20 protein-coding genes are annotated in these 20,435 nt (G+C 61.1%); 7 read left to right on the forward strand and 13 right to left on the reverse strand.

Annotation, left to right across the window (positions count from 1 at the left end; all coding sequences use genetic code 11):
• Window positions 1-13: 13 nt before the first annotated feature.
• Window positions 14-1,816, forward strand: a complete 1,803-nt coding sequence (locus tag AC2A1F_RS05290) for an acyl-CoA dehydrogenase C-terminal domain-containing protein (RefSeq protein ID WP_484207695.1) — start codon at window positions 14-16, stop codon at window positions 1,814-1,816.
• Window positions 1,817-1,852: 36 nt separating this feature from the next.
• Here AC2A1F_RS05290 and AC2A1F_RS05295 read toward each other — a convergent pair whose 3' ends face one another.
• The 7 genes from AC2A1F_RS05295 to AC2A1F_RS05325 form a co-directional block, all read right to left on the reverse strand.
• Window positions 1,853-2,557, reverse strand: a complete 705-nt coding sequence (locus tag AC2A1F_RS05295; protein WP_484207696.1) for a dienelactone hydrolase family protein — start codon at window positions 2,555-2,557, stop codon at window positions 1,853-1,855.
• Window positions 2,558-2,562: 5 nt separating this feature from the next.
• The gene (gene cysK / locus AC2A1F_RS05300; protein ID WP_484207697.1) at window positions 2,563-3,480 is read right to left on the reverse strand and encodes a cysteine synthase A; all 918 of its coding nucleotides are present in this window, start codon (window positions 3,478-3,480) and stop codon (window positions 2,563-2,565) included.
• A 32-nt stretch (window positions 3,481-3,512) separates the two neighbouring features.
• Window positions 3,513-4,817: an MFS transporter gene (locus AC2A1F_RS05305; RefSeq protein WP_484207698.1), complete on the reverse strand. Its 1,305-nt coding sequence runs from the start codon at window positions 4,815-4,817 to the stop codon at window positions 3,513-3,515.
• Window positions 4,818-4,872: 55 nt separating this feature from the next.
• Window positions 4,873-5,202: a PilZ domain-containing protein gene (locus AC2A1F_RS05310; RefSeq protein ID WP_484207699.1), complete on the reverse strand. Its 330-nt coding sequence runs from the start codon at window positions 5,200-5,202 to the stop codon at window positions 4,873-4,875.
• A gap of 174 nt (window positions 5,203-5,376) precedes the next feature.
• The gene (gene tyrS / locus AC2A1F_RS05315; RefSeq protein WP_484207700.1) at window positions 5,377-6,606 is read right to left on the reverse strand and encodes a tyrosine--tRNA ligase; all 1,230 of its coding nucleotides are present in this window, start codon (window positions 6,604-6,606) and stop codon (window positions 5,377-5,379) included.
• Window positions 6,607-6,674: 68 nt separating this feature from the next.
• Window positions 6,675-6,881, reverse strand: coding sequence for a hypothetical protein (locus AC2A1F_RS05320; RefSeq protein WP_484207701.1), 207 nt, complete (start codon window positions 6,879-6,881; stop codon window positions 6,675-6,677).
• The gene (locus tag AC2A1F_RS05325; RefSeq protein WP_484207702.1) at window positions 6,832-7,248 is read right to left on the reverse strand and encodes a hypothetical protein; all 417 of its coding nucleotides are present in this window, start codon (window positions 7,246-7,248) and stop codon (window positions 6,832-6,834) included. The genes AC2A1F_RS05320 and AC2A1F_RS05325 overlap by 50 nt, the downstream gene beginning before the upstream one ends.
• 36 nt (window positions 7,249-7,284) lie before the next feature.
• On the opposite strand from AC2A1F_RS05325, the gene AC2A1F_RS05330 reads away from it, so the two are divergent.
• Together AC2A1F_RS05330 and AC2A1F_RS05335 are read left to right on the forward strand one after the other, a co-directional pair.
• A complete protein-coding gene (locus tag AC2A1F_RS05330; RefSeq protein WP_484207703.1) occupies window positions 7,285-7,821 on the forward strand; it encodes a DOMON-like domain-containing protein in 537 nt (178 codons plus the stop codon).
• Window positions 7,818-9,017, forward strand: a complete 1,200-nt coding sequence (locus AC2A1F_RS05335; RefSeq protein WP_484207704.1) for an exo-beta-N-acetylmuramidase NamZ family protein — start codon at window positions 7,818-7,820, stop codon at window positions 9,015-9,017. Before AC2A1F_RS05330 ends, AC2A1F_RS05335 begins: the two co-directional genes overlap by 4 nt.
• A 52-nt stretch (window positions 9,018-9,069) precedes the next feature.
• On the opposite strand, the gene AC2A1F_RS05340 is transcribed toward AC2A1F_RS05335, so the two are convergent.
• The 4 genes from AC2A1F_RS05340 to AC2A1F_RS05355 all read right to left on the reverse strand — a co-directional run bounded on the left by AC2A1F_RS05340 (window position 9,070) and on the right by AC2A1F_RS05355 (window position 13,915).
• A complete protein-coding gene (locus AC2A1F_RS05340; protein ID WP_484207705.1) occupies window positions 9,070-10,620 on the reverse strand; it encodes a hypothetical protein in 1,551 nt (516 codons plus the stop codon).
• A 106-nt stretch (window positions 10,621-10,726) separates the two neighbouring features.
• Complete coding sequence (locus AC2A1F_RS05345) at window positions 10,727-11,500, reverse strand: enoyl-CoA hydratase (protein ID WP_484207706.1); 774 nt, start codon at window positions 11,498-11,500, stop codon at window positions 10,727-10,729.
• 37 nt (window positions 11,501-11,537) lie between these two features.
• Window positions 11,538-12,614, reverse strand: coding sequence for an AI-2E family transporter (locus AC2A1F_RS05350; protein ID WP_484207707.1), 1,077 nt, complete (start codon window positions 12,612-12,614; stop codon window positions 11,538-11,540).
• A gap of 119 nt (window positions 12,615-12,733) precedes the next feature.
• Complete coding sequence (locus AC2A1F_RS05355) at window positions 12,734-13,915, reverse strand: vWA domain-containing protein (RefSeq protein ID WP_484207708.1); 1,182 nt, start codon at window positions 13,913-13,915, stop codon at window positions 12,734-12,736.
• Window positions 13,916-14,085: 170 nt separating this feature from the next.
• On the opposite strand from AC2A1F_RS05355, the gene AC2A1F_RS05360 reads away from it, so the two are divergent.
• On the forward strand, window positions 14,086-15,006 hold the full coding sequence (locus AC2A1F_RS05360; protein WP_484207709.1) for a L,D-transpeptidase family protein: 921 nt from the start codon (window positions 14,086-14,088) through the stop codon (window positions 15,004-15,006).
• A gap of 108 nt (window positions 15,007-15,114) precedes the next feature.
• Window positions 15,115-15,855 (forward strand): glutathione S-transferase family protein, encoded by a 741-nt coding sequence (locus tag AC2A1F_RS05365; RefSeq protein ID WP_484207710.1) that lies wholly within the window; start codon window positions 15,115-15,117, stop codon window positions 15,853-15,855.
• A 103-nt stretch (window positions 15,856-15,958) separates the two neighbouring features.
• On the opposite strand, the gene AC2A1F_RS05370 is transcribed toward AC2A1F_RS05365, so the two are convergent.
• Window positions 15,959-16,804: an AAA family ATPase gene (locus AC2A1F_RS05370; protein ID WP_484207711.1), complete on the reverse strand. Its 846-nt coding sequence runs from the start codon at window positions 16,802-16,804 to the stop codon at window positions 15,959-15,961.
• 238 nt (window positions 16,805-17,042) lie between these two features.
• On the opposite strand from AC2A1F_RS05370, the gene AC2A1F_RS05375 reads away from it, so the two are divergent.
• Both AC2A1F_RS05375 and AC2A1F_RS05380 read left to right on the forward strand, forming a co-directional pair.
• A complete protein-coding gene (locus AC2A1F_RS05375; RefSeq protein WP_484207712.1) occupies window positions 17,043-17,828 on the forward strand; it encodes a hypothetical protein in 786 nt (261 codons plus the stop codon).
• Window positions 17,829-17,905: 77 nt separating this feature from the next.
• The gene (locus AC2A1F_RS05380) at window positions 17,906-18,391 is read left to right on the forward strand and encodes a cupin domain-containing protein (protein WP_484207713.1); all 486 of its coding nucleotides are present in this window, start codon (window positions 17,906-17,908) and stop codon (window positions 18,389-18,391) included.
• Between the two features lie 19 nt (window positions 18,392-18,410).
• Here AC2A1F_RS05380 and AC2A1F_RS05385 read toward each other — a convergent pair whose 3' ends face one another.
• A complete protein-coding gene (locus AC2A1F_RS05385; protein ID WP_484207714.1) occupies window positions 18,411-20,423 on the reverse strand; it encodes a DNA topoisomerase IV subunit B in 2,013 nt (670 codons plus the stop codon).
• Window positions 20,424-20,435 lie beyond the last annotated feature (12 nt).

A 20,435-nucleotide genomic window follows, 5' to 3' on the forward strand; every position in this document is an offset into this window, starting at 1 on the left:
GGGACAGGAACACATGCCGATCTATACCGCGCCCACCCGCGACACGCGTTTTGTTGTCAACGAACTGATCCGCCTTGAAAGCTATGGCAATCTGCCGGGCTTTGAGAGCGCGACGCAGGACATGACCGACGCGATCATCGAGGAAGCCGGGCGTTTCGTTGCCGAAGTTATCGCGCCGCTCAACCTTTCGGGCGACAGGGAAGGCTGCACCCGCCACGCCGATGGCAGCGTGACTACGCCTACCGGGTTCAAGGACGCTTACCGGCAGTATGTCGAAGGGGGCTGGGGCACGCTTTCTGCGCCTGAGGAATTTGGTGGGCAGGGGTTGCCGCACGTGATGGGCTTCATCATGGAAAAGTACCTCGCCACCGCCAATCAGGCGTTCGCAATGTATCCCGGTCTTGCCAACGGTGCGATTTCGGCCATCCGTTCAAAGGGTTCGCCCGAACAGCAGGCGATGTATCTGCCCAAGATGGTCAGCGGCGAATGGCTGGGCACAATGAACCTGACCGAGCCGCATTGCGGCACCGATCTGGGCATGATCCGCACTAGGGCTGAGCCGCAGTTGGACGGTTCCTACGCCATCACTGGCACCAAGATCTTCATTTCGGCAGGTGACCATGATCTGACCGAGAACATCATCCATCTGGTGCTGGCCAAGACGCCGGGTGCGCCGGAATCGAGCAAGGGCATTTCGCTGTTCATCGTGCCCAAGTTCATCGTCAATGCCGATGGTTCTCTGGGCGAGAAGAACGGCGTGAGCGTGGGGTCGATTGAGGAGAAGATGGGCATCCACGGCAACGCCACCTGTGTCATGAACTATGATTCCGCCAAGGGCTGGATCGTTGGCGAGGAGAACAAGGGCCTTGCCGCCATGTTCATCATGATGAACGCCGCACGACTGGGCGTGGGGATGCAAGGGCTGGCGCAGGCTGAGGTCGCCTATCAGAACGGGTTGGCTTATGCGCTCGATCGCCGTCAGGGCCGCGCGCTGACTGGCCCGGCTGAGCCTGAGCAGAAGGCTGATCCGATCATCGTACATCCCGATGTGCGGCGCATGCTGATGGACGCCAAGACCTTTATCGAAGGGATGCGGGCGCTGTGCCTGTGGGGTGCGCTGCAAGTGGACTTGTCGCACAAGGCGGCGACGGCAGAAGACCGCCAGATGGCCGATGATCTGATCAGCCTGCTGACCCCGGTGATCAAGGGCTATGGCACCGACATGGGCTACAAGATTGCCACCGACATGCAGCAGATCTGGGGCGGCCATGGCTATATTGCCGAAAACGGCATGGACCAGTTCGTGCGCGATGCGCGCATTGCGATGATCTATGAAGGCACCAACGGCGTGCAGGCGATGGACCTTGCCGGGCGCAAGCTGGCGCTGAATGGCGGGCGTGCGGTGCAGGCGCTGTTTGCGCTGATCGATGCCGAATGTGCCGAAGAGAGCGCCGATGATACGGTGAAGCTGGTGGCCGAACGTCTTGGCAAAGCCGCGGGCGAGATGAAGGCTGCGACCATGTGGTTCATGCAGAACGCGATGGCCAATCCCAACAATCTGGGGGCGGGCGCTTATGCCTATATGACGCTGACCGGAATTATCTCGATTGGCCTGATGTGGCTGCGGATGGCGAAGGTGGCGGCTGCGGCGATTGACGGCGGCGCAGAGGACAAGGCGTTTTATGAAGCCAAACTGACCTGCGCGCGCCATTGGGCGACGCGCGCGACCACTGAGGCAGGCGCGCTGCGTCGTGAAGTGGAAGCCGGGTGTGAGACGATCATGGCGCTTTCGGCTGAACAGCTGGCGATTGCTTAAGTGATGAAGGCGGGGAGGCTGTGTGGCCTCCCCGGTTCACATAAGCGTTTCGTCGAGCATTTCCATCAGCGCGGCCCAGCTTTGCCGGTCAGCGCTTGCGTTGTAACCGATGGCGGCCATGCCGCGTTCGTCACTGCCGGGATCGGTGAAGCCGTGTTTCACGCCGCTGTAGCTGTGGAAGTGCCAGTTGGCGGCGGCGGCGTCCATTTCCTCCCAGAACGCCATGACCTGCGCGCGCGGGACCATCGGATCGGCATCGCCATGGCAGACGAGGATGCGCGCCTTGACCGCCCCGGGCTGCGCGGGGGCTTGCGTATCGAGCAGGCCGTGGAAGCTGGCGGCCAGCCCGATGTCGGCCCCATCGCGCGCCAATTCGAGCGCGGCCTGGCCGCCCATGCAATAGCCGACGGCTGCAACCAGCAGGCCTTGGGCTTCCGGTAAAGCGGTTAAAGCCGACAACCCAGCGTGGAGGCGCTGCCGGTATCCTGCGGCTGTGGCGCGCAATGGGCCAGACAGTTCACGCGCGTGATCAAAATCGCGCACTTGCACGCCATAGAAGTCGGCGATCAGCGCCAGATAGCCTTCCTGTGCCAGCATCTGCGCGCGGCGGACCATTGGCGCGTTGCAGTTCATGATGGTTGGCAGGATCAGCACAGCGGCGCGCAGCTTCCCCTCCGGCCTTGCCAGAAAGCCGGTGAGGGGGATGTCGCCATCGGCGTAATCGATCTGTTCGAGCGCCATGGCTCTCACTCCGGCAGGAAGTCCGGCACCGAAAGGTAGCGTTCGCCGGTATCGTAGTTGAAGCCCAACACGCGGGTACCGGCAGGCAGGCTGGGCAGCTTTTGCGCGATGGCGGCCAGCGTTGCGCCCGAGGAAATGCCCACGAGCATGCCCTCCTTCGAAGCGCACTGCCGAGCCATTTCCTTGGCATCAGCCGGATCGACGGTGATCGCGCCATCGATGGATTGGGTGTGCAAGTTGCCGGGAATGAACCCTGCGCCAATGCCCTGAATGGGGTGCGGCGCGGGCTGTCCGCCGGAGATGACCGGAGAGAGTGTCGGCTCCACCGCATAGGCCTTCATCGAGGGCCAGTGCTTCTTCAGTTCTTCAGCACAACCGGTCAAATGGCCGCCAGTGCCGACGCCGGTGATCATCACGTCAATCGGATCGCTGCCGAAATCGGCTAGGATTTCCTGCGCGGTGGTGCGCACGTGAACGGCGACGTTGGCGGGATTGTCAAACTGCTGGGGCATCCATGCGCCGGGGGTCTGTTCGACCAGTTCCTTGGCGCGTTCGATTGCCCCCTTCATACCCTTTTCACGCGGGGTGAGGTCGAACGAGGCGCCATAGGCCAGCATCAGGCGGCGGCGTTCGAGCGACATCGATTCGGGCATCACCAGCACGAGCGGGTAACCCTTGACGGCTGCGACCATGGCAAGGCCGATGCCGGTGTTGCCCGAGGTTGGTTCGATGATTGTGCCGCCCGGCTTCAGGCTTCCGTCTGCTTCTGCAGCCTCGATCATGGCGAGGCCGATCCGGTCCTTGATCGAGCCACCGGGATTGGCGCGCTCGCTCTTCACCCATACCTCGTGGTCGGGAAACAGGCGGGACAGGCGAATGTGCGGGGTGTTGCCGATGGTGGCGAGGATCGAATCCGCTTTCATTGCGCTGCTCCTTCAAGTGAATTTACGTAAGTCTAGGATGTTCTGTACCGTGCTGCAAAGGTTCGCGCGTTCTTCAGTTCGGGAAACAGGAAAAACCATGCGGCGGTCACGGCAATTGCCCCCACGCCGCCAAATATTGCTGCACCAACCGCGCCAAACAATGCGGCGGCTACGCCCGATTGCATTTCACCCAGTTCGTTGGAGGCCGAAATGGCGAGGCCCGAGATCGATGAGACGCGTCCGCGCACGGCATCGGGGGTGTGCAATTGCACCAGCGTGTTGCGGATGAACACCGAAACCATATCACCCGCGCCCACGCCCATCAGCATCAGCAGCGAGAAATAGTAGTTCGTCGAAAGCCCGAAGCCGATGGTGAACAGGCCGAACACGGCCACACCCAGCAGCATCTTGTTGCCCACGTTGTTGGCAATCGGACGACGGGCGAGCACGAAGGCGACCAGTGCCGCGCCAAGGCCCGGCATGGCCCGCATGATGCCAAGGCCATCTGCGCCCACCGGTTGCCCATCCACCAGCAGAATATCCCGAGCAAAGACCGGCAGTAGCGCAGTGGCACCGCCCATCAGCACGGCAAACAGATCGAGCGTGACGCACCCCAGCAGGAACCGGTCATTCCACACGAACGAGAGGCCTTCGCGCATCTGGCGCAGCGGTTTGGCGTTGCGGTTGGCTTCGGGCGGGGGGAGGCGGCGAATGCTGAAGGTGCAGGCCGCGCTGAAGGCCAGCATCGCGGTGGATGTCCAGTAGGGTGCGGAAGGGTGCCCGGCAAACAGCAGTCCAGCAATGGCGGGCCCGCCGACGGAGCCGATTTGCCAGGCCATCGAATTGATCGCAACGGCCTTTGGCATCAGGGCAGCGGGCACCACGTTGGGCGCGATGGAAGACAGCGCGGGGCCGATGAATACGCGCGCCGTGCCGTGCAAGGCGGCAAGGCCGAACAGCAGCGGCAGCGACAGGACGCCAGCTTGTGTAGATAGAGCCAGCGCCAGCGCGACCAGCAGATCGATGCACATCGCCAGCGCTGCCACGTTGCGCCGGTCAAACCGGTCAGCCACAAGGCCTGCCAACGGCGTTAGCAGAAACAGCGGCAGAAACTGCGCGAGGCCCAGCAGGCCGAGTTGGAATGCGGCCTGCGCAATCGACATGCCATATTGCCCGCGCGCCACATCATAAAGCTGATAGCCCAGGATGACGACCATGCCCGATGTCGCCACGACCGAAAAGAACCGTGCGATCCAGAACCTGCGGTAATCAGGAATCGCCAGCGGGGAAGTCGGCAGGGGGGAGGTGGGGGCTGATGTGGTCACGCAGCGGGCCATGCCATCCGGCCCGGCAATTGCCAAGAAAGCAAAAGTTGCGCTGCTGTGAAGAGGCTTAACGAGCCTTGGGATTGACCTGCAAAGCGCGGATCATCTTGGCAAATTCATCAACGCGCACAATGCGTTCAAACTGAAAGCCTGCACGACCGCCATCGACCCAGACCACGAAAGCTTCGATCCGGCCAATCACCGGCAAACGCACGGTCAGCCGCTCACCCCTGCCAAGGTCTTCGACCTCGGTGGCAAGGAAGCCGGTGGTCGAGATATTGGCAAGGTGCAGCATGATATCGCCGCGCGAACGGTGCTCGCCAATCACCGGCAGGTTTACCGGGTGACGAGTCGAACGACGCAGGTCGGTGACTGAAAGCTGTGCTCCGCCGCGCATCGTTCCTCCTTCGCGTTGGTGACTCTGCCTAAGCAGTGCGAAGGGGTGTACATCCAAATTGGCGAACAATTCGTAAAGCTTACGGCAAAACCTTGCCCTAGGCGGCAAGGCTTTGCCGTTAGCGAAGCCGAAAGCATGACGAGTTGCCTTGCTGGCGCGATCAGCCGAGCAGGGTCAGGCCCGGCGCAGGATGCCGTGCTTCTTTTTGCCAGAAGAAATACGAGTTTCCTTATCTGACAGAATGATAGCGTGCAAATCATCGGTCACCGCCACGCCGTCCACGCGCGCGCCACCCCCGGCGATGAGGCGTTTTGCCTCACCCCGGCTTGCGGCAAAACCAAGCCCGACCAGCACATCAATGATGCCGATGCTGTCGCCCGATGCCTCCAGAGTGGGGAGGTCTTGTCCCAGTCCGTCGCCTGCAAAGGTTGCCGCAGCCGTAGCCTCGGCAGCCTTGGCGGCATCTTCCCCGCGCACCAGCTTGGTCACTTCATTGGCCAGCACGATCTTGGCCGCATTGATCTCGCTGCCTTCAAGCGCTTCCAATCGGGCGATTTCGTTGAGCGGCAGGTCGGTGAACAGGCGCAGGAACTTGCCCACATCGCGATCATCGGCATTGCGCCAGTATTGCCAGAAATCCCAGGCGGGCAGGGCGTCTTCGTTCAGCCAGACCGCGCCGTTCATGGTCTTGCCCATCTTTGCGCCATCGGCGGTGGTAAGCAGCGGGGTGGTGACGCCGAACACTTCCTTGCCATCCATGCGGCGGGTCAGTTCGATGCCGTTGACGATGTTGCCCCACTGGTCCGATCCGCCCATCTGCAACCGGCAATCATAACGCTGTGCCAGCTCGCGGAAATCATAGGCTTGCAGGATCATGTAATTGAATTCGAGGAAAGACAGCGACTGTTCGCGATCCAGACGCTGCTTGACCGAATCAAAGCTGAGCATCCGGTTGACCGAGAAGTGCTGCCCGACTTCGCGCAGGAAGGGGATATATTCCAAACGATCAAGCCATTCGGAATTGTCGAGCATCACTGCATCGCTGGGGCCATCGCCGAAAGTCAGGAAGCGCTCGAACACGGTCTTGATCGAAGCGATGTTGGCCGCGATGACCTCATCAGTCATCAGCTTGCGCGCTTCGTCCTTGAAGCTGGGATCACCGATCTTGCCAGTGCCGCCGCCCATCAGCACGATGGGTTTGTGCCCGGCCTGTTGCATCCGGCGCAGCAGCATGATCTGGACCATCGATCCCACGTGCAGCGAGGGCGCGGTGGGATCGAAGCCGATATAGCCCGAAACGACCTGTTTTGCCGCCAACGCATCAAGCGCACCGGCATCGGTCAACTGGTGAATATAGCCGCGCTCGTCGAGCAGGCGAAGAAGGGTGGAGTTGTACTGCGTCATGATGGCGCGCGCCTAGCACGTTGGACGGGGTAAACGAAAGCCTCGCCTTGGGCGAAGCGGCCAGTTTGCTAGCTTTCCGTTTCGAAAATAGCTGCGCGCGCTTCGCGGTGGGCGGCACTGTCGCAACTTTCCGAGGCAATCGAGATGTTGTGAAGCGCCATGCCGAGGCGGATTGTGCCGGTAGTGACGCATCCGCCGGGATAGCCGCCAGCGACGTTGAACTTCTCACTGGGCTTTGCATGGAGCGTCAGGAAAGCCCGCAACTGTCTCGCCATTCATGCGCACCATCGGTTGCAGGTCTGTCTCTACGGCCTGTGGCCCATATACTGCCTGTGCGCTCGTGATGACGTTGGCAGCATCGTCGACCTTGATGTCGCTAGCGGCCTTGTCCGTCTTGAACTTCATGTAGGAGATGAGAACGCCTGCACCCGGCCCCCGCAGACGGCTTTCGGTTGCCTCTTCCATCATGTCCTTCATGCCGGGCATGCGCATTGCCATGTTCTGCATCGAGGTGCCGGTCCAGTCATCGCCGAGCGTCACGTTGATGTTGCCGCCGATGCTGAAGTCCTTCGCGTATGCCTGACTGGCGCAGATCGCGGCGCTCGAGGCGGCAAGCAAAGCAATTGTGCGCATCCCGATCATTGCATTCCCCTTCTTCCAAGGGTTAATTCCACGCTTATGCCGATCCTGTCCAGCCATCCACTGCATCCGCCGCTTGCAGCCCTGTCAGTCGAAGCGCGGGTTTTGTCTCTCGACTTGCACTGGATGACATTGCGCTGGCGGGTGGAGGGCGCGGAGGCTCTGGTTGTGCCGCCGTTTGCGGGCAAAGGGCGGGCTGATGGGCTGTGGCAGACGACCTGCTTTGAACTGTTCGTGAAGCCAGAGGGTGGCGAGGCCTATGCCGAGTTCAATTTCGCGCCTTCGCAACGCTGGGCCGCTTATGATTTCAGTGGTTACCGCCAGGGTATGGCCGAGCGGGCGATGCTGCGCGATCCGGTGTGCACGCCGCGCCGGGGGCGGTCCGTGCTGATCTTCGATGTGGCGCTTCCTGCGGCTGCGCTGCCGTCATTGCCTGCTGCGTATGGGCTGACGGCGGTGATCGAGGAGGAGGGCGGGCACAAATCGTTCTGGGCGATGGCGCACCGCGAGGACCGGCCAGACTTTCATCACGAGTCTTGCTTCGCCGCTGCGCTTGCGGCACCGGGTGACGTATGAAATTCGGTATCGACCGGCTGCTTGCCGACCCCGCCCTACGGTCTCCACTTAAAGGCAAGCGCGTTGCGCTGGTCGCCCATCCCGCTTCGGTAACCGAGGGGCTGGTCCATTCGCTTGATGCGCTGATTGCGACGGGTGTGAATGTGACGTCTGCTTTCGGGCCGCAGCATGGGCTGAAGGGCGACAAGCAGGACAACATGGTCGAGACAGCGGATGAGCTTGATCCGCAGTACGGCATTCCGGTGTTCAGCCTCTACGGAGAGGTGCGCCGCCCGACTGGGCAGATGATGAGCACGGCTGATGTGTTCCTGTTCGACCTGCAGGATCTGGGTTGCCGCATTTATACCTTTGTCACCACGCTGCTGTATTTGCTGGAGGCCGCGAGCGGCACCGGCAAGGCGGTGTGGGTGCTCGACCGGCCCAACCCGGCGGGCCGCCCGGTAGAGGGCACCAAGCTCTTGCCGGGCTGGCAAAGCTTTGTGGGTGCAGGGCCGATGCCGATGCGCCACGGCATGACGCTGGGTGAGATGGGGGCTTGGTTTATCGAGCATTACAGGCTCGACGTGGACTATCGTGTGATCACAATGGAGGGCTGGACGCCTGATTCTAGCCCGGGCTTTGGCTGGCCGGAAAGTCGCATCTGGATCAACCCATCGCCCAATGCGGCAAGCCTAAACATGGCGCGGGCCTATGCGGGCACGGTGATGATCGAGGGCGCGACCGTTTCCGAAGGGCGCGGCACCACGCGGCCGCTGGAAGTGCTGTTTGGTGCGCCCGATGTGGACGCCAAGGCGGTGCTGGCGCAAATGCGCAACCTTGCGCCGCAGTGGATGGCTGGCTGCGCCATCCGCGAATGCTGGTTCGAGCCGACATTTCACAAACACGCTAAGACGCTGTGCGACGGACTGATGATCCATGCCGAAGGGGCATTCTACGATCATCACGCGTTCCGTCCGTGGCGATTGCAGGCGCTGGCGTTCAAGGCGATCCGCACGATCTATCCCGACTATCCGCTGTGGCGCGATTTTCCTTATGAATATGTGTTCGACAAGTTAGCGATCGATGTGATCAACGGCGGGCCTGCCTTGCGCGAATGGGTTGATGATGCAGCCGCGGTGCCTGCCGATCTGGACGCGGTAGCAGGGCGCGACGAGGCTGCCTGGGCGGAAGAGAGTGAACGCTTCCGCCTTTACTGAACGCCACCCACAATAAGCTCCCCCGAAGGAGCAAGGGCGCGGCTGCCTGCTCCTATTTCTTGACCGGTTGGGGAATAATAGGCGAAATCGCGGCAATCACGTCGGCGGCGTTGTAGGCCACGTCAGCAAACACCTTTCCATCTCCGGGGGTGCCCGTTCGGAACCGGGCGACGTTGAGCGCTAGCTGGCCGGGCATCATCATGAAGTGGCTGTGCCCGCGCGACTTTGCGACAAGGGCCAGATGCAGCAGCATGGCGTAGGTCGCCGGAGCACCGCTGCCATCGCGCATCGTGCTGATCAGCTCACCATTTTCCGGTTCCACCTTTGGCGTGATCACATAACGCGACTTGTCAGTCTTCCACACGCTCTTGGCAAATTTCGTGAATTCGTTTGGCGCAAAAGCCGAACGATAGGTGGCGAAACGGTCGTTGTTGCTTTCGCCGGGATCGTTGATCTGGGCCACCGTTCTGACTTGCTCTGCAGCGAGAATGTCCTTGGCCGAAGAAATCGGGATGTTCGTCCGGTCAGCCGCCGTTGCTGCGGCATCAAGCTTTTGCGCAACCCCCGCAACCATTCCCGCGCTTATGCTCGGCCAGCGGCTCCGCGCCGAAAACAGTGTGCGTGCCCGCGTGGTTTGGCCGGAATCGAGCGCTACAAGGATCGCGTAAAGGTCGTTCGCTTCGTTGGCTGAGGTGACGACGCCATCATTCTTGCCCAGCGCGATGTCGGCCTCGGCCTTTTCCATGGCAAGCTTGATCAGGCGATCACCTTCGCCAGCATTGCCCGCAAGGCGATAGGCAATGGCTGCACGGGCCTGCGACGCATAGTAACGTGTCTTGGGCATGGTCGCGATAAGCGCCGCATACGTTGCGTAATCGGAGCCTGTTTCTGCAAATTGGCCTGCAGCCGCGCGCGCATCTGCCCGCGATATCAAGGCAAGTGGCCAGGCCCGTGCGACTTGATCGTAAACCGCCGCTTCAGCTTCGCCATAGGCGCGAGCGACCGACATGTAGCGTATGGCTGCAAGCTGCGCGCGCAGATCGAACGGCGTGCGGCGAGCCAGTTCCAGCCCCAGTTTGTGGGCGGCGGCGAAATCAGCCTTGCCTGTCATGACCATGGCTTCCAGTTCAATGGCGGTGATGCCAAGGCTTTGCTGGTAAGCGGTTGTCGCGGTCAGTTCTGGCTGATCGGCGGTTACGGAACGGATATCAGCAAGTGCGCCATCCCAGTCCTGCATCTCCATGCGATGGATGGCGCGGCCAAAGATCAGTTCGATGCGGCGGCCGCCGTCCTTTGCTGGCTCCGGCCCCGAAAGCGCTTCGTCGCAAGCTTTTACACCATCGGCACCGGTCTGGCGCTTTTTCGGGTCAGCAGCCTCGCGCTGCGGCAGCAGCAATCCGACCACCGCAGTGATCGCGACCAGCCGGGCCACGGTTCCCAGCGTGGACGCCTTGTTGGGGAAGCCATCGCAGCGCACGAAAGCCGAAGGACCAGCAGGTGCTTTGGCATTGGCTGCGGCAGGAGCATCGGCCGCCGATGCGACCACTGGATTGAGGATCAGTGCTGCTGCAGCGATTCCGGCAAGGCTATTCTTCAATTTCACGCGCGTCCCCCTTGGCTGGCTATGACATAAAGCCGCCGTGAATCATGGCAAGCGGGTACCGCAGTTTCATGACCGATCCGGTTACAGCTTCTGTTGCCGCGATGGCCTATCGCCAGATGGGCGGGCGTTTGCCGAGAAACGCTTCGATGCCTTCGCCGGTGTTTTCGTCCATCATGTTCTGCGCCATGATTTCGCATGCCAGTTCATAGGCTTGCGCCCGCGGGCGTTCGCGTTGGGCGTAGAACAGGGCCTTGCCGCGGCGGATGGCATCAGGGCTTTTGGCGGCAATCTTGCTGGCTAGCGCGTCTGTCACTCCGTCAAGGTCTTCCAGCGGCGTGATGGTGTTGATCAGGCCCCATTCGGCGGCGGTTCGGGCATCGATGAAATCGCCGGTTACCAGCATTTCGAAAGCGCGCTTGGCAGGCACATTGCGGCTGAGCGCCACGGCAGGCGTGGAGCAGAACAGGCCGACGTTGATGCCCGAGACGGCAAAGCGCGCGGTATCTGCCGCAATGGCAAGATCGCATGCGCCGACCAACTGGCACCCAGCCGCCGTGGCGACGCCGTGGACTTTGGCGATGACTGGGACGGGCAGGGCCGTGATCGCCTCCATGACTTCGGTGCAGGCGGCGAAAAGTTGTCGGTAGTATTCAAGACGGCGCTGGCCGTGCATTTCGCCAAGATCATGGCCTGCGCAAAAGGCTTTGCCGGCACCTGCCAGCACCACGACGCGGGCCTTAGGATCGGCGGCGATAAGCGCCAGTTCAGCCTTAAGCGCGGCAAGCAGCGCTTCGGACAGAGCGTTGAATTTATCCGGGCGGTTCAGCGTGAGGACGGTCTTGCCCTGATTATCGTAGGCCTTGAGGATCAGGTTCGTCATGCGTGCCTCCACCGCTGGTTTTGACTTGGCTCCCGGTTCAGGGGGCAGTCGCACTTTCCCTCTTCAAGGTGCGCTGCTCGGTCAGAATTTGCCAGCTGGCGATGAACAGGGCACCGGCCAGCGGGCCGACGACGATGCCGCTCAGGCCCATGACTTCGATTCCGCCGAGTGTGGTGACCAGCACCAGCCAATCGGGAATGCCCGCATCGCGCCCCACCAGCATCGGGCGCAGGATATTGTCAGACAGGCCGATCACGAAAACGCCCGAGGCGACGACGACCGAGCCTTCCCAGATCGCACCGGTGGCATAGAGATAGATGGCAACCGGCCCCCAGATGATCGCTGGGCCAATGGCGGGTAAGAGTGCGGCAATGGCCATCAGCATGCCCCAAAGCATGGCAGCGGGCAGGCCGACAATTGAAAAGGTGATGGCCCCCAATGCGCCCTGCGCCAGCGCCACCAGGCCCGACCCTTTGAGCGTTGCGCGCACAACGGTGATGAATACGCTGGCCAGACGATCTGCCACCTCCGGCTCAAGCGGCAGCGCCTTGACGATTTTCGATCCCAATTCATCGCCATCGCGCACAAGGAAGAAAGTGACGTAAAGCCCGACGCCGAAAGCGAGCATGAACGCTGCGGCATTGGCACCAATCGCCAAGGCGCGTTGCGTGAGCATGCTGGCGCTGTTGCTGAGCGCTTCGGACAGGCGCATTTGCGCCCGCTCAAATGTGCCCAGCCCGGCGCTGCCCAGCAGATTTTGCAATCTGAGCGGCAAGGCATCGTGGACTTGCTGGAAATAGAGCGCGAAATTGATCTGCCCGCTACGCAGCTGGAGATAGACGCCGCTCGCCTGATCGATAACAAGGCTGGCGATCACCATGGCTGGGATAATGACCGCAACCGTGATGATCAGCAGGGTCAGCGTTGCCGCCGAATTGCGATGACCGGGCCAGCGCTGATCCAGCCGCCGAAACAGGGGCTGGAACAGAACGGCGGCCAAGGCGGCCCACAACAGAGCGCTGGCATAAGCAGAGACCACCATGGCGAGCGCCACCGTTGCCAGTACGAGGAGCAGGATCAGGCCCCCATTGTCCACCCGCTGTCTGCTGATCATTATTCCCTCGCCTACAGGACTTGGTGTCCCGGATATCCAGCAACGTCTTTTAACGAGGCTGGAAGCCGCGTAAATCCGCAGATCCGCTTTTTGATCCTGCTAGCGAGTAGAATTGTCGTTCAGTGCTTCTTGCGAGTGAGTTCTCGCATGGCCCCATCAAGCCCTTCCAGCGTCAGCGAGTACATAGAGCCACCCAGCAAGTCTTTGATCATCTTGGTGGATTGCGAATAGGTCCACTGCTTTTCAGGCACTGGATTGAGCCAGACCGTGGCGGGGTAGGTCTGCGCCACGCGGTGCATCCACACCGCGCCTGCTTCCTCGTTGAAATGCTCCACACTCCCGCCGGGGTGGCTGATTTCATAAGGGCTCATCGATGCATCGCCGACGAACACGACTTTGTAATCGTGGCCGAACTTGTGGAGGATGTCCCATGTCTTGGTGCGGTCAGACCAGCGGCGCTTGTTGTCTTTCCACACGCCTTCATACAGACAATTGTGGAAGTAGTAGAACTCCATGTTCTTGAATTCCGCGGTGGCGGCGCTGAACAGTTCCTCGACCAGCTTGATGAACGGGTCCATTGATCCGCCGACATCAAGGAACAGCAGGAGTTTGACGGCATTGCGCTTTTCGGGGCGCATCTTGATGTCTAGCCAGCCCTGCCGCGCGGTGCCTTCGATCGTGCCTTCAAGATCGAGTTCATCGGCCGCACCTTCACGCGCAAAGCGACGCAGGCGGCGCAGCGCGATCTTGATGTTGCGGGTGCCCAGTTCCCTGGTGTTGTCAAGATTGGCAAATTCGCGCTTTTCCCAGACCTTGATTGCCCGGCCATGCTTGCTTTCGCCGCCGATGCGCACGCCTTCGGGGTTGTAGCCCGAATTGCCAAAGGGGCTGGTGCCGCCCGTGCCGATCCACTTGTTGCCGCCCTGATGGCGCTTTTCCTGCTCCTCAAGACGCTTTTTCAGCGTCTCCATGATCTCGTCCCAGTTGCCGAGCGCTTTGATCTTTTCCATCTCCTCATCGGACAGGAACTTTTCGGCGACGGCTTTCAACCAGTCCTCTGGGATATCGACCGGGCGCTGGCCATAGTCGGTGAGCAGGCCTTTGAAGACTTTGTTGAACACCTGGTCGAAGCGGTCGAGCAGGCCTTCGTCCTTCACAAAGGTGGCGCGCGACAGGTAATAGAAGGCCTCAGGCGTCTGTTCGATTACGTCTTTTTCCAGCGCTTCGAGCAGGACGAGATGCTCCTTGAAGCTGGCGGGGATGCCGGCGGCGCGCAGTTCATCGATAAAGTTGAAAAACACGTGTGGCCGCTCCTTTAACTTAACCGTGTGATTAAGCAGTGAAAGCGGTGACGGCAAGACCTGACGTGCCGCCCGGCGGAGCGCTTACCGGTGAAATCGGCGAAGAAATCGGTTGAGTGCTGCCCCTGTCCGGCTATTCCTTGCTAAACGTGGTTAAGGAAGTGTTATCGATGAAGCGGTTTGTCAGCGCAATCGGTGCCTGTGTCGTCCTGCTGCTGGGCGCAGTGGCACTGATTTCGGGCTGGCTTCCGTTCGGCAACGGCGAACGTGCACAGGCGCACATTTCGGTTCCTGCGGGCCTGATGATGCAGCCACAAGTGACGCCAGCGGTGAAGCCGGCCGGGCCGCCGCTAGTCAGTGATGTCCTGCAATCGGGCGTGCTGATTGTGGTGAGCAAGCCGACGCAGCAGATGTATGTGTTCAAAGATGGCGCCTTGTGGGCAACATCGCCCGTTTCCACCGGCAAACGCGGGCACGGCACGCCTGCCGGTGTGTTCCCGATCCTGCAAAAGCGGGTGCACCATCGCTCGAACCTCTACAGCAACGCGCCCATGCCCTTCATGCAACGACTGACGTGGCGGGGTATTGCCATTCATGCCGGTCGGCTGCCGGGGTATCCGGCATCACACGGCTGCATTCGGTTGCCGTATAGCTTTGCCAAGGCGCTGTTTTCGCTGACCCGCGCTGATGCGACGACGGTGGTGGTGACCAACGAGGCGGTGCGATCAGAGGAAACGGCGATCACGCTGGCGCTGAACACGCAAGCGCCGCAGGCGGTTGTGCCAGGAGTGCCGCAGCCAGCAGCAACGGCTTTGGCGGTCGCTCCGACACCAGCGCAATCTGGGCTGTCTCCGTCTGCAGGGCCGGGGCAGACAATTCAGCTTGCTGCGGCGACCAGCCCCGGCGAGGCCGAAGCACGCTGGGCTGAACTGGTGGCTGGCCACCCGAGACTTGCAAGCTTTCGCAAATTGGTCATTCCCGCTGTTGTCGGTGCCCGCCAGTATTATCGATTGAGAGCAAGTGCGCCGGGCGCGCATGCCTATTGCACGACGCTCAAACAGGCCGGGCAGGATTGTTTTCGGGTGAGTTGAGCGAACTTGCTGGCGCGGCACCCCGTTCGGTAATGGCGCGCGATTGGGTATTGTTAGTGTTACGAACAATTGTTTATGGTGGCCCCCTTCGGAGAGGATAACACCACGATGCTCAAACTTTACACTTTTGGTCCTGCCGCCAATTCCATGAAGCCATTGCTGACAGTGTTTGAAAAGGGGCTGGACGTCGAGAAGAACCGGCTTGATCCGTCTAAGTTCGAACATCACACCGACTGGTTCAAGGCGATCAATCCGCGCGGGCAGGTTCCTGCCCTTGTCGATGGTGACAAGGTGGTGACCGAATCAACGGTGATTTGCGAATACCTTGAGGATGAGTACCCGACCGAGGTTTCGCTCCGCCCCGCCGACAGCTTTGGCCGCGCGCAGATGCGGGTGTGGACCAAGTGGGTGGACGAGTACTTCTGTTGGTGCGTCTCGACCATTGGCTGGCACCGCTACATCGGCAACATGGTGAAGGGCTATAGCGACGCCGAGTTCGAGGAGAAGGTGAAGGCCATCCCCGTGGTGGAGCAGCAGGTGAAGTGGCGGCGCGCGCGCGAGGGCTTTCCGCAGGACATGCTCGACGAGGAAATGCGCAAGATCGCCTATTCGGTGCGCAAGCTGGACGACCATCTGGCCGACCAAGAATGGCTGGTGGCGGGGCAATATACGCTGGCCGACATCTGCAACTTTGCCATCGCCAACGGCATGCAGTTTGGCTTTGCGGAACTTGTGAACAAGGATGACACACCGCATCTGGTGCGCTGGATCGAACAGATCAACGCGCGGCCTGCGGTGAAGGCGATGTTCGAGCAGGTGGAGTTGGAACAGCTTGGGCGGCGAAGCTGATCCTTACCACGCACCGCTCACCCTGAGCTTGTCGAAGGGTGCTGGAGCAACTGCAGGGCCAGATGCTTCGACAAGCTCAGCATGAGCGGGGTTTGGGGATTATTCAGTTCCCCGGCCTACGCGCCATAAAGGCGAGCTTTTCGAACAGCATGATGTCCTGTTCGTTCTTGAGTAATGCGCCATGCAGGGGCGGGATGGCCTTGGTCGGGTCGCGGTTCTGGAGGACATCCAGAGGCATGTCCTCGTTCAGCAGCAGCTTGAGCCAGTCGAGCAGTTCGGACGTGCTGGGCTTTTTCTTCAGGCCGGGCACTTCGCGGATTTCGTAGAACACTTCCATCGCTTTGCTCACCAGCGTCTTCTGGATGCCGGGGAAGTGGACGTCGATGATCGCTTGCATCGTGGCCCGGTCGGGGAACTTGATGTAGTGGAAGAAGCAGCGGCGCAGGAAGGCGTCGGGCAGCTCCTTTTCGTTGTTCGAAGTGATGACCACGATGGGGCGTTCGACGGCGGTGATGCGCTCTTGCGTCTCGTATACGTCAAAGCTCATACGATCGAGTTCTTGCAGCAGGTCGTTCGGAAACTCGATATCAGCCTTGTCGATTTCGTCGATCAGGAGGACGGGGAGCTTGGGCGCAGTGAAGGCCTCCCACAGCTTGCCCTTCTTGATGTAGTTGCTGATGTCGTGGACGCGTTCATCGCCCAGTTGGCCATCGCGCAGGCGGGCGACGGCGTCGTATTCATAGAGGCCCTGCTGCGCTTTGGTGGTGGACTTCACGTTCCATTCGATCAGCGGCGCGCGAACTGCCTTGGCGATTTCGTGCGCGAGCACAGTCTTGCCGGTGCCCGGTTCGCCCTTCACCAGCAACGGGCGGCGGAGCAGGACGGCGGCGTTGACCGCGACCTTCAGATCATCGGTGGCGACGTAATTGCTGGTGCCTTCAAAGCGCATCGGGGAATCCTGTTCTTAACCGGTTGGTTAAGCGATACGGCGCTGATTTGCGCGTTGCAATAGGGTAGTTTGGTGACGAACGCGTCAGTTAAAGTTGGCGTTACTGACATCTGCGTCATCCAAAGTCATCTTTTCTGACGCATACGTCAGAAAAGAACGGTATCAAACTGTCGCTAGGAACCATTGCCCGGAGGTGTGCAATTGCCGGGAGCCGTGGCGGCGTGTAGGCGGCTAGGGAATGGCTTTGTGGCGCATTGATCCAGCAGTAAAAGGCTATCAGGCATCGCCGCGCGAGCGGGCGGGATCGTTCGTCTTTGCGCTGGTGGCCAGTGCGCTGGTGTTCCTGATCATGTGGAAGATGGGCGCGGTCACCGGCTTTGGCGATGGCAGAAGCGAACGGTTGACGGCGATAGACCTCACCGATGCCGGGCAGGACGAGAAGAAAGCTGCGGAAAAACAGCCGGAAAAGCAGCAGGCCAAGCAGACGCAGGAAGCTGCAGCCACACCGGTTCAGCCAGCCACCGCGCCGCCGCCTGTGCCAATTCCCGGAAAGGTCGAATGGCCCGAAGGCTTCATCGAACTATCGCGCAAGGAGTATCGCGCAGGCGATATCTCCAAGATGAAGCGGCAGGAATCAGCCGCGGGCGCGCGTGCCAGTGGTGGCAGCCCCGGCGATTCCGCCAGCGCTGGACAGGGGCCGGGCGGGGTCCGCCTCTATGCCGCACAGTGGTATCGTGAGCCGACTGATGCCGAAATCGGGCCATACCTGCCAGCGCGGAGGACGCAGGGCGATTGGGCGATGATCGCCTGCAAGACGATTGAGAAGTACCACGTAGAGGACTGCCAGGAACTGGGCGAAAGCCCGCCGGGATCAGGCCTCGCGCGGGCAATTCGGCAGGCATCATGGCAGTTTCTGGTGCGACCTCCGCGCGTGAACGGGAAGCCGCAGGTGGGGGAATGGGTGCGGATTCGCTTCGATTTCCGGCCGAAGAAAGCTGAGAGCAGCGTTTCAGAGGAAAGCTGAGGCAGTATTCGGCGGATGAAACCGGATTAGCCGTGATGAGTTGTCGCTCTGTAATGCAACATCAAGGGGACAATTTCATGGCCAGCAGCGCAGACCGGATCAAAGATATTGGTCCCAAGCCTCAGGCATTCGACATTGAGGAGGCCACCAAGGCCAATACCAACTATCGCTCGGTAGCATGGAGCGGGCGCTATCTGCAGGTTACGCTGATGTCGATCCCGGTAGGCGGCGATATCGGGCTTGAGGCGCATCCAGAAACTGACCAGTTCCTCCGCCTCGACGCTGGCACGGGCCGCGTGCAGATGGGGCATGCCAAGGATCAACTAACGTTCGAGCAGGAAGTGTCAGACGGGTGGAGCGTGATGGTTCCGGCCGGTGCTTGGCACAATATCACCAACACGGGTGACGAGCCGATGCAACTCTACGCCGTATACGCGCCTGTTCATCACGCTGCTGACCGCGTGCACGAAACGAAGGACGCGGCTGACGCAGACGAGCCTAACGACAAGCCGCCGGAATGGTCGGAACAGCCCGAAAAGCAGGCCGAGGACAAGCACGCCTGAACTGCGCGGCCCCCGCGCGTTACGCGTCAATCAATTCCGGATCGATCTCGCTCGCGCGGTTCTGGATGAACATGAACCGTTGCGCGGGGTCGCGGCCCATCAGGCGGTCTACCAAGTCCTTTACGGCCGCGCGGCCTTCGTATTCCGGGGGTAGGGTGATGCGGATGAGGCTGCGGGTGGCGGGCGCCATTGTGGTTTCGCGCAATTGGCCGGGGTTCATTTCGCCGAGGCCCTTGAAGCGGCCGACTTCGACTTTCTTGCCTTTGAACTTGGTGGCTTCCAGTTCGGCGCGGTGAGCGTCATCCTTGGCGTAGGCCGAGGTGCTGCCGCTGGTCAGGCGGTATAGCGGGGGTTGGGCGAGGTAGAGGTGGCCGCGCCGGACGAGGTCGGGCATTTCCTGAAAGAAGAACGTCATCAGCAGCGTGGCGATGTGCGCGCCGTCAACATCGGCGTCGGTCATGATTATAACGCGGTCATAGCGCAGCGCATCGGCGTTGCAGTCCTTGCGCATCCCGCAGCCCAGCGCGAGGGCGAGATCGGCGATTTCGGTGTTGGCGCGGATCTTGTCGGCCGTGGCGCTGGCGACGTTGAGGATCTTGCCGCGGATGGGAAGGATTGCCTGCGTCTTGCGGTCACGCGCCTGCTTGGCGCTGCCACCTGCCGAATCGCCTTCGACAATGAACAGTTCGGTCTCGCCATCGCCTTCACCGGTGCAATCGGTAAGTTTGCCGGGCAGGCGCAGCTTGCGTGAGTTGGTGGCGGTCTTGCGCTTCACCTCGCGCTCAGCCTTACGGCGCAGGCGTTCGTCCATGCGTTCCATCACGGCACCGAGCAGGGCCTTGCCACGCTCCATATTGTCGGTGAGGAAATGGTCGAAATGATCGCGCACGGCGGCTTCGACCATGCGTGCGGCTTCGGGGCTGGTCAGGCGGTCCTTGGTCTGGCTTTGGAACTGGGGATCGCGGATGAAGACCGACAGCATGATTTCGCTGCCGGTGATCATGTCTTCCGGCGCAATGTCCTTGGCCTTTTTCTGGCCGATCAGATCGGCAAAGGCGCGGATGCCTTTGGTCAGCGCGGCGCGCAGGCCCTGTTCGTGGGTGCCGCCATCGGGCGTGGGGATGGTGTTGCAATACCATGAGTATGAGCCATCGGACCACAGCGGCCAGGCAATGGCCCATTCGACGCGGCCATTTTCTTCGCCATTCGGCCCCAGCGGAAAGTCCTGACGGCCCGCAAACGGCACCGAGGTGACGCAATCGCGCCCTGAAACCTGCTCTGCCAGATGATCGGCGAGGCCGCCGGGGAATTGGAACACAGCTTCGGCGGGCACCTCATCGCTCGTGAGCGAGGGCGCGCATTTCCAGCGGATCTCGACGCCGGCAAAAAGGTAGGACTTTGACCGCACCAGCCGGAACAGGCGGGCGGGTTTGAACTTGGCATCCGCGCCGAAGATTTCGGTATCCGGCACGAAAGTGACCTGTGTGCCGCGCCGGTTGGGGGCGTTGCCGACTTTCAGCAGCTTGGTGGTGGGCAACCCGCGCGAAAATTCCTGCGCGTACAATTCCTTGTTGCGGGCCACTTCGATGCGGGTGAGCGAGGACAGGGCGTTGACCACCGAGACGCCAACGCCGTGGAGGCCGCCGCTGGTGGCATAGGCCTTGCCGGAGAACTTGCCGCCCGAATGGAGCGTGGTGAGGATCACTTCGAGCGCGGATTTGCCCGGATATTTGGGATGCTCATCGACCGGGATGCCGCGCCCGTTGTCGGTAATGGTCAGGCGGCCAGCCGCGCCGGGTTCTTCTTCAAGCGTGAATTCGATGCGGTTGGCGTGGCCTGCGACCGCTTCGTCCATCGCATTGTCGAGCACTTCGGCGGCAAGGTGGTGCAGAGCGCGCTCATCCGTGCCGCCGATGTACATGCCAGGACGGCGGCGGACGGGTTCAAGGCCTTCGAGAACCTCGATAGCCGAGCCGTCATAGCTTTCTGCGGCGTTGGTGGCGGGGAGTTTGTCGAAAAGATCGTCGGACATGGGAACGGGTAT

The organism is Novosphingobium sp. HNCC26BN242 (assembly GCF_057180525.1).

What these genes read in the sequence shown, in the direction of transcription:
- AC2A1F_RS05345 (WP_484207706.1), bottom strand. Translation starts at nt 11,500, where the DNA reads ATGACGAACCTGATCCTCAAGGCCTACGATAATCAGGGCAAGACCGTC.
- AC2A1F_RS05335 (WP_484207704.1), top strand. Translation starts at nt 7,818, where the DNA reads ATGAAATTCGGTATCGACCGGCTGCTTGCCGACCCCGCCCTACGGTCT.
- AC2A1F_RS05310 (WP_484207699.1), bottom strand. Translation starts at nt 5,202, where the DNA reads ATGCGCGGCGGAGCACAGCTTTCAGTCACCGACCTGCGTCGTTCGACT.
- AC2A1F_RS05385 (WP_484207714.1), bottom strand. Translation starts at nt 20,423, where the DNA reads ATGTCCGACGATCTTTTCGACAAACTCCCCGCCACCAACGCCGCAGAA.
- AC2A1F_RS05365 (WP_484207710.1), top strand. Translation starts at nt 15,115, where the DNA reads ATGCTCAAACTTTACACTTTTGGTCCTGCCGCCAATTCCATGAAGCCA.
- AC2A1F_RS05375 (WP_484207712.1), top strand. Translation starts at nt 17,043, where the DNA reads ATGGCTTTGTGGCGCATTGATCCAGCAGTAAAAGGCTATCAGGCATCG.
- AC2A1F_RS05380 (WP_484207713.1), top strand. Translation starts at nt 17,906, where the DNA reads ATGGCCAGCAGCGCAGACCGGATCAAAGATATTGGTCCCAAGCCTCAG.
- AC2A1F_RS05350 (WP_484207707.1), bottom strand. Translation starts at nt 12,614, where the DNA reads ATGATCAGCAGACAGCGGGTGGACAATGGGGGCCTGATCCTGCTCCTC.
- AC2A1F_RS05330 (WP_484207703.1), top strand. Translation starts at nt 7,285, where the DNA reads ATGCCGATCCTGTCCAGCCATCCACTGCATCCGCCGCTTGCAGCCCTG.
- AC2A1F_RS05295 (WP_484207696.1), bottom strand. Translation starts at nt 2,557, where the DNA reads ATGGCGCTCGAACAGATCGATTACGCCGATGGCGACATCCCCCTCACC.
- AC2A1F_RS05290 (WP_484207695.1), top strand. Translation starts at nt 14, where the DNA reads ATGCCGATCTATACCGCGCCCACCCGCGACACGCGTTTTGTTGTCAAC.
- AC2A1F_RS05370 (WP_484207711.1), bottom strand. Translation starts at nt 16,804, where the DNA reads ATGCGCTTTGAAGGCACCAGCAATTACGTCGCCACCGATGATCTGAAG.
- AC2A1F_RS05325 (WP_484207702.1), bottom strand. Translation starts at nt 7,248, where the DNA reads ATGATCGGGATGCGCACAATTGCTTTGCTTGCCGCCTCGAGCGCCGCG.
- tyrS (WP_484207700.1), bottom strand. Translation starts at nt 6,606, where the DNA reads ATGACGCAGTACAACTCCACCCTTCTTCGCCTGCTCGACGAGCGCGGC.
- AC2A1F_RS05305 (WP_484207698.1), bottom strand. Translation starts at nt 4,817, where the DNA reads ATGGCCCGCTGCGTGACCACATCAGCCCCCACCTCCCCCCTGCCGACT.
- AC2A1F_RS05360 (WP_484207709.1), top strand. Translation starts at nt 14,086, where the DNA reads ATGAAGCGGTTTGTCAGCGCAATCGGTGCCTGTGTCGTCCTGCTGCTG.
- AC2A1F_RS05320 (WP_484207701.1), bottom strand. Translation starts at nt 6,881, where the DNA reads ATGGCGAGACAGTTGCGGGCTTTCCTGACGCTCCATGCAAAGCCCAGT.
- cysK (WP_484207697.1), bottom strand. Translation starts at nt 3,480, where the DNA reads ATGAAAGCGGATTCGATCCTCGCCACCATCGGCAACACCCCGCACATT.